Below are 7832 nucleotides of genomic sequence, written 5' to 3'. Positions count from 1 at the left end.
ACGGACTGCAGCCCACATCCAGGGCGGGGTGCGCTCGACCGACAGCATTCACATAAGGATTGGATTCAATGAAGAAGGTTCATCGGAACGCTCGCTGCTGCGGCAACTCTCGCTACGGGCACTGCCGTGCTCACTGCCCCTGCAGCACAGGCAGCGACGGTTTCCGGCAGCGCGGTCGAGTACGTGTTCTGCAGCGCTAACCAGCACAACAACGAAGTCACCTACTACGACCGATACGGCATGGTGGAGAAGTTCGTCAGCCTGCCCGACTTCGATGGGAAGGTCTACTGCGGGGCAATCGAGGTCGGCATCGAGTCAGATTCGTATGTCTGGTCCTCGATCGCCAACGATCGTTCGCACTACGTGTACGCGGCGATCTACTCGGTCTCCTACCCACTCTTCTCGGGAAGCACCGGCGCCCCGCCGAACCGGACTTTGGTAGCGCGGGAGGAAAGTCGCGACCGCTCCGGCGGCTTCAACTACGCGATCGCCTCGTAACGAGCAGACGAGTCCATCGAATGCCCTCGGCTCCCCAGGAGTCGAGGGCATTCGTGTGAGTGGTTCATGCAGTCGGCTGACGTCCCCTCACGACCCGCGTGCGCTGTGTTAGCGTCTGCCCGACAATCGATCGGGGGGTCGCATGGGTAAGTGGGGAATCGTCGCGCTCACAGCAGCAGTGGCAGTGGTGACGGCGTGCAGTCCGAGCGCCGCGGATAACCTCACAGACGACGGGGCAACCACGTCGACGACCCGCACCCCGCGCATCACCGACGACTCCGGCAGACCACCCGTCACTTTCGACCCCTGCTATGACATCCCGGATGACGTCATGAACGCGGCCGGGTACGACGCGGCGAAGAAGGAAGTCGCGGACATGCCGATGGGGACGTACACGTTCCTCGGATGCACGTATCGGAAGGATGATCTCGTCCCCGGTGTCAGGCGAGGATATGGGTTGAATATCCTCGCTGGAAACGTGAGACTTGACGAAGAACTCAGCAACAACGCGCACGTTGCTACAGCAGTTTCTATCAACGGCCGGCGTGCGCTTCTTGAGATCGATCCCAGCCGAAACGACACTTGTAAGTACTTAATGGAGACCAGCTTCGGCCTCTTGATGCTCACCCGGATCTACCACACGGACTATCCAGGATCTGCTCCGATCGAAGAATGGTGCACAGGCTTGGAGGAGCTTGTCACCTCGATCGAGCCCTTCCTCCCCACGTGACCGTCATCTACCCGAAGGACCTTCGATGAGTGACTTTGCCAGGCTCGACCCACATGTCGTCGATGAAATTGTCCGTATCTGCGAGGTGATGCTTCGGGAGTTCGAAGACGCCCAAACGACAGCGGCGAAACTCCCTGACGTTCGTGGTTTCGGTGAATTCGCGTCCGCTCAACAGCTTGCGGCTGGTTACAAACGCAAAGCGTCCGGCACACCGGAGTCCGCAGTCGAGCGCATCGAACAATTCACTCTTGTCCTCACCCAACTCCGCGACGCCTTCGCCACCGGCGGAGAAGCCTTCCTCGACACCGAATCCGACTGGGCACGTCAACTCGCCGCCACCGACCCCGACAACGGAGCGGGAAACCGTCATCAGAGCGCGCAATAACGCGCACCGATGACCATTTCGCGCGTCTGAGCGTTTAGGTTGGCGTCCGGCGGACCATCGGTGGGGCCGAATGAACAAGGGGAACAAAGGATGTGACCTCCATCCGCTCGCCGGTTCGCCATCCGCGGCCGCTGCGGCGCGTGCACATAGCAATTTCGCGAGCGGATGCGGGAAGCGGTCGTAGGGAGCGCACAACAACGCGTTCTTGTGACCACTTCGCGCGACGGAGCGCCCGGCCGACCCGCTGTGCTAGCGTCTGCCGACAAATCGAACCGGGGGGTCGCATGGGTAAGTGGGGAATCGTCGCGCTCGCAACACTCGCGGCAGTGGCGACGGCGTGCAGTCCGGGTTCGGCGGAGCCGGCCACGAGCGACGAGGCCGCTACTTCGACCACCCGCACCCCACGCATCACCGATGACTCCGGCCGTCCGCCAGTCACCTTCGATCCCTGCTACGACATCCCCGACGATCTCATGAACGCAGCTGGGTACGACGCGGCGAAGAAAGAGCTTGCGGACATGCCGATGGGAACGTACACATTCCTCGGATGCACATACGACAAGAGAGACCGTATCCCGGGAGTCAGACGCGGATACGGCCTTAATATCCTGGCTGGCAATGTCACCCTGGAGGAGGAACTCCAGAAAAACGGATACATAGCTAGCCATACGAGCATCAACGGCAGACCGGCCCTCTTGGAAGTAGACCCTGACGCACGAAACGGCTGCAAGTACGTCCTGGGGACAGATTTCGGAATTGTACTCATCACCCGAGTTCTCTATGCAGACCACTTGGGCTCGGCACCTCAAACCGATTGGTGCACAGGGATGGACGACCTCGTTGCGTCGCTTGAACCCCTCCTTGCGAATTGACATCGAACAGGATCAACATGCCGGAGTTCAGTAGACTCGAGCCCCACGTCGTAGCGGAGATCCTGAGGATCTGCGAAACCATGCTGGATGAGTTCGACCAGTCGTACAAACACACTTTCAAACTGACCGACGTCCGAGGTTTCGGCGACTTCGACTCCGCTCAACAGCTCGCTGCTGGCTATCGACGCAAAGCCGCAGGCACACCTGAGTCGGCCAGAGAGCGGATGCAACAGTTCATCGACGCTCTCACTCAGCTCCGCGACGCCTTCGCCACCGGCGGGGAAGCCTTCCGCGACACCGAATCCGAGTGGGCTCGCCAACTCACCGCCACCGACCCCGACAGCGGAGCGGGAAATGGTCATCAGAGCGCGCAATAACGCGCACCGCTGACCATTTCGCGCTCCGCAGCGCTCAGGCGATCCCCGCCCGCGCGACGAAGCAGAGGTCAGTCGTCGACCTCCACCCCGTACCGGCGTGCGAGGGCCGCGAGGTCGTCGTACCCCTGCCCCACGGCGCGCAGCCGCCATGTGCCGGCGCGACGGTAGATCTCGGCGAGCACCATGGTGCGTTCGGTGGTGCCGGCGTCGAGCACGAAGGTCGCGGCGGTGCCGGCCTCGCTGTCGACGCCGACCGATACCGCGCCGAGTTCACCGAAGGTGCGGTTGCCGTCGATCGCCGCGGCGATGGCGATGCGTTCGCATTCGGCGGGGAGTTCCGCGAGGTCGATGCGGATGCAGTGCTCGCTCGACCCGTCGATGGTCAGTTCGACGACACCGTCGTCGTAGAGCGGGTTGTTGTAGAAGACGAAATCGTCGTCGGTGTCGACCTTCTCGTCGGCGCCGAGCAGAAAGGCCACAATGTCGAGATCGAATTCGTCGCCGACGGCTTCGGCTTTCCAGGCGACGTTCACGGCCCAGCGGTGACTGTCGGACGGCAGGTCGATCACCTCACCGCGGGACAGCACCGGCGCCGTCAGCCGCGACTCCGCCCGCATGTGCGGGGGCACCACTCCGTTCTCCACCGCGGCATCGACGTCGTCGGGTCGCAGGACGGGCAGCTCGCGCGCCGCGACCCGCGCCATCCGCTTGTCGGCTTCTCCCCCTTCGAGGACCAGCACGTCGGTGACGGCGGCCGTGAAGTTGAGGGCCGGCCGGGCACCGAGCTGAGTGAGGCGCGAGCGCATCATGACAGCTTGCAGGTGCGTGCCGCCGAGCAACAGCACCTTGCGTCCGGTCCACATCTTGGGCTTCTGCCCCGTCAGTGTTCGGACCTGAGGCACCACCGCGACCTGCGGTTCCGGCAGTGGGATGATGTCGACGACGGCCGCGACCTTCGGTTCGCCCGGCCGCACTCGCGTCAACAGGTCCTCGAGCTGGTGTTCGCTGATCACGGGAATGCCTTCGGACATCGCCTTGCGGACCTTGGCGGTCTGCACCGTGGGGTCGTTGCACACCACGACGCTTGTCTGCTTGCTCGCGTTGTTCATCACGTCGAGTCCGGCGTCGGTCAGCCGGTTCGCGAGCGCGACACGCGGAGTGACGGTGGAGCCGCTGATCACGACCTTCATGCCCTGGACGAGGCCGTCGTCGCCGAGACGACCCGGGTTCTTCCACTGGCACGCGACCCGCGGGATGGATGCGGGATACACCGACTTGCGGCTGCGGCAGTTCACGACGGGTAGCGGCAACTGCAGGTTGTCGGCCATGGCGGCGCTGCGCAGGAATATCTCCGACAGGACGCGCGCGTCGTCGTAGGCGTCGTGCTCCTGCAACTGCTGGACCTGCCAGTGCTGCGCGAGGGTGGCCAACCGGTAGTTGGGGACGTCGAGTTCGAGCCGGCGCGACAACGCGAGCGTGCACAGGCGGTGCTCCGCCGGAAGCGAGGTGCCGGCCCGACGGAACTCGGCGTCGAGGAACCCGTGGTCGAACGACGCGTTGTGGGCGACGAGTGTGGCGCCGTCGAGAATCCCGGCGAGTTCGCCGGCGATGTCCTCGAAGCGCGGCGACCCGGTGAGGCGCTCCCGCGTGAGGTTGTGGATGTGCACCGGTCCCGGGTCGCAGCCGGGGTCGACGAGAGTCGAGAACTCTCGCTCGACGGACCCGTCCTCGCGCAACACGAGGGCGGCCACGCTCAGGACCCTGTGGGCGTTGGGACGTACACCCGAGGTCTCGACGTCGACCACCACCCATCGATGGTCGCGGGGCAACGTCACGGACCCCTCCGCCGGTGCATGCACTTCGATCACGTACTCCTCCGATCGCTTCGTCCCCCGACGAGAACCACCACAATCGGACATTCTCGACCAGTCGGCCGACAGGATCGACACCGCCCTCCCGATGTACCACACGCTCCGGCTCCGTCGATATCGTCCGTCTCCCCGAGGGGTTATGGTGCAGCGGACCGACCCCGCCGAAGGAGCAGCATGACCGACCGCTCACCTCTCGAGATCGTGGCGCGACTGACCGTCGAGGAGAGGGCGTCGCTCACCAGCGGCCTCGACTTCTGGCACACCGAACCGATTGCGCGCGAGAATATCCCCTCGATCATGCTCACCGACGGGCCACACGGTGTGCGGAAACAGACCGCCGAGGGCGACCATCTCGGTCTGCACTCGTCCGTGCCCGCGACCTGCTTCCCGCCTGCCGTCGCGCTGGGGTGTTCCTTCGACCCGGAGTTGCTCGAACGCGTCGGCGCGGCGTTGGGCGCGGAGGCCCGCGCACTGCAGGTCGGTGTCCTGCTCGGGCCCGGTATCAACATCAAGCGCTCCCCCTTGTGCGGCCGGAACTTCGAGTACCTGTCGGAGGATCCGCTGCTCTCGGGTGTTCTGGGCGCTGCGCTCGTGCACGGCATGCAGTCGCAGGGTGTCGGTGCGTCACTCAAGCACTTCGCGGCGAACAACCAGGAGACCGACCGGATGCGGGTCTCCGCCGACGTCGACCCGCGGCCACTGCGGGAAATCTATCTGCGTGCCTTCGAGCGGGTCGTGCGCGACGCGCAGCCGTGGACGGTGATGTGCTCGTACAACCGGATCAACGGGGTGTACTCGTCCCGTAACCCGTGGCTGCTCACCGACGTCCTGCGCGACGAGTGGGGTTTCGAGGGTCTGGTCGTGAGCGATTGGGGTGCTGTCGACGACCGCGTCGCGTCCCTCGCGGCAGGTCTGGATCTCGAGATGCCGTCCACAGGAGGTCGTACGGACGCCGAGATCGTCGCGGCGGTACGGGCGGGCACGGTCGACGAATCGGTCCTCGACACGGCAGCCGCGCGGGTGATCGAACTGGTGCAGAAGGCCGTCGCTGCGTCCGATCCCCGCGCGACCTTCGACGCCGATGCCCATCACGCCCTCGCACGCGAGGTGGCCGGGCAGAGCATCGTGCTGCTCCGCAACGAGAACGACCTGCTCCCCCTCGCCACCGACGCGAACATCGCGGTGATCGGCGAACTGGCCCGCACGCCGCGCTACCAGGGCGCCGGATCGTCCCGGATCGAACCGACGCGCCTCGACAACGCGCTCGACGAGATCCGGTCGCTGTCCGGCCGGGACGTTCCCTTCGCCGCCGGTTACGCGCTCGACGGATCGGACTCGGCCGAACTCGTCGACGAGGCGGTGAAGCGTGCCGCAGACGCCGATATCGCGGTCGTGTTCCTCGGTGTACCCGCCGAACTCGAATCCGAAGGTTTCGACCGCGACGACCTCGAACTCCCGCAGCGTCAGACCGCGCTGCTCGATGCTGTGCTGACGGCGAACCCGAACGTCGTCGTCGTGTTGTCGAACGGCGGTGTCGTGCGGCTCAGCGGCTTCGCCGACCGTGTTCCTGCGATCGTGGAAGGGTGGCTGCTCGGGCAGGCCGGTGGCGGCGCCGTCGCCGACGTGCTCTACGGGCACGTGAATCCGAGCGGCCGCCTCGCGGAGACCGTCCCGATCCGGCTCGAGGACACCCCGGCGCACACGAACTTCCCGGGCGAACACGGCCATGTGCGGTACGGAGAAGGATTGTTCGTCGGATACCGCTCGTACGACGCGCGTCGCCTCGACGTGTCCTTCCCCTTCGGTCACGGCTTGTCGTACACGACGTTCGAATACTCCGATGCCGCTGTGGAATCCGACGGCGATCTCACGGTGCACGTCACCGTCACCAACACGGGTGGGCGTGCGGGCGCCGAGGTCGTGCAGGTGTACGCCGGTGCACCCGGTTCGTCCGTTGCGCGGGCGCCGCGAGAGTTGAAGGGCTTCACCAAGGTCCGTCTGGATTCCGGCGAATCGCAACGTGTTGCCGTGAGTATCCGACGCGACGACCTCGCCTACTGGGACACCCGCGTCGATTCCTGGGTGGTCGAAGGTGGCACGTACAGCATCGACATCGGTGCGTCGAGCCGCGACATCCGGCAGACGCTCACCGTCGACGTGACGGGCGACGCGGTGCGAATTCCGCTGACGATGGAGTCGTCTCTCGGAGAACTGTTCCAGAACCCCGCGGCCGCCGAGATCGTCCTGCAGGCGTTCGGTTCGCTCGGCGGCGAGGTCGGGGTCGACGAGAGTGTTCTGAAGATGGCGGCGTCGATGCCGCTCGGTCGTCTCGCCGGGTTCGCTCCGGGGGTCGAGCCGGAGCAGATCCAGCAGCTTCTCGATATCGCCGATCAGCAGGAATGAGCGTCACGACCCGGCCGTGAGGAGTACTTTCAGCGCACCGGTCTCGCCGGCACGGGAGAACACGTCGTAGGCCTGTTCGAACTCGTCGAGCGCGAACCGGTGCGTGATCATCGGCGACGTGTCGAGCTGACCACTGCTCACGAGACCGATCAGTGTGGGCGTCGAGTAGGTGTCGACCAGGCCGGTGGTGATCGTCAGGTTCTTGATCCAGATGTCCTCGAGGTGCAGGGTCGCAGGTTTGCCGTGCACGCCGATGTTCGCGACGTGTCCGCACGGCCTGACGAGCGCGACCGCCTGCTCGAACGTTTCGGGATAGCCGACGGCCTCCACGGTGACATCGGCGCCGAGACCTCCCGTGAGATCTCGGACGACGGCCGCCGCGTCCTCGCGACCGCTGTTGACCACGACGTTAGCCCCGAACGCCTTCGCCGCGTCGAGGCGACTGTCGGCGAGGTCGACGGCGACGATGCGGCTCGGGCTGAACAGTCGTGCGGCGAGGATCGCGGCGAGTCCGATGGGTCCGGCTCCGATGACGACGACGACGTCGGCCGGTCGAAGACAGCCGTTGAGTACGCCGACCTCGTAGGAGGTGGGCAGAATGTCGGCGAGCATGAGCATCTGCTCGTCGCTCACGCCGTCGGGAATGCGGTGGGTCGAATTGTCGGCGTACGGAACTCGGACCAGTTCGGCCTGGGT

The 7832-nt window shown here is 65.1% G+C and carries 8 protein-coding genes; 6 read left to right on the top strand and 2 right to left on the bottom strand.

Annotation, left to right across the window (positions count from 1 at the left end):
- Positions 1-126 precede the first annotated feature (126 nt).
- The 5 genes from R1101_RS0112055 (at position 127) to R1101_RS0112035 (ending at position 2862) form a co-directional block, all read left to right on the top strand.
- Positions 127-498 carry a hypothetical protein gene (locus tag R1101_RS0112055; RefSeq protein WP_232284737.1) on the top strand — a complete coding sequence of 124 codons (372 nt, stop codon included), beginning with the start codon at positions 127-129 and terminating at the stop codon, positions 496-498.
- A 142-nt stretch (positions 499-640) separates the two neighbouring features.
- A complete protein-coding gene (locus R1101_RS0112050; protein WP_016933679.1) occupies positions 641-1228 on the top strand; it encodes a DUF3558 domain-containing protein in 588 nt (195 codons plus the stop codon).
- A 25-nt stretch (positions 1229-1253) separates the two neighbouring features.
- Positions 1254-1613: a hypothetical protein gene (locus tag R1101_RS0112045; RefSeq protein ID WP_026003184.1), complete on the top strand. Its 360-nt coding sequence runs from the start codon at positions 1254-1256 to the stop codon at positions 1611-1613.
- Between the two features lie 284 nt (positions 1614-1897).
- On the top strand, positions 1898-2485 hold the full coding sequence (locus R1101_RS0112040; RefSeq protein WP_016933677.1) for a DUF3558 domain-containing protein: 588 nt from the start codon (positions 1898-1900) through the stop codon (positions 2483-2485).
- Between the two features lie 17 nt (positions 2486-2502).
- A complete protein-coding gene (locus R1101_RS0112035; protein WP_016933676.1) occupies positions 2503-2862 on the top strand; it encodes a hypothetical protein in 360 nt (119 codons plus the stop codon).
- Positions 2863-2930: 68 nt separating this feature from the next.
- Here R1101_RS0112035 and R1101_RS0112030 read toward each other — a convergent pair whose 3' ends face one another.
- A complete protein-coding gene (locus R1101_RS0112030; protein ID WP_026003183.1) occupies positions 2931-4781 on the bottom strand; it encodes a TerD family protein in 1851 nt (616 codons plus the stop codon).
- A 126-nt stretch (positions 4782-4907) separates the two neighbouring features.
- Here R1101_RS0112030 and R1101_RS0112025 point away from each other — a divergent pair, with 126 nt between their 5' ends.
- On the top strand, positions 4908-7136 hold the full coding sequence (locus R1101_RS0112025) for a glycoside hydrolase family 3 C-terminal domain-containing protein (RefSeq protein ID WP_016933674.1): 2229 nt from the start codon (positions 4908-4910) through the stop codon (positions 7134-7136).
- Between the two features lie 3 nt (positions 7137-7139).
- On the opposite strand, the gene R1101_RS0112020 is transcribed toward R1101_RS0112025, so the two are convergent.
- Positions 7140-7832, bottom strand: a 693-nt coding sequence (locus R1101_RS0112020) for a zinc-binding dehydrogenase (RefSeq protein WP_016933673.1), incomplete at its 5' end; no start/stop codon positions are given.

The organism is Rhodococcus sp. R1101 (assembly GCF_000278445.1).
Taxonomy (GTDB): Bacteria; Actinomycetota; Actinomycetes; order Mycobacteriales; family Mycobacteriaceae; genus Rhodococcus; species Rhodococcus gordoniae.
The sequence above is the reverse complement of the archived record's forward strand: the minus strand, read 5'-3'. Positions and strand labels throughout refer to the sequence as shown.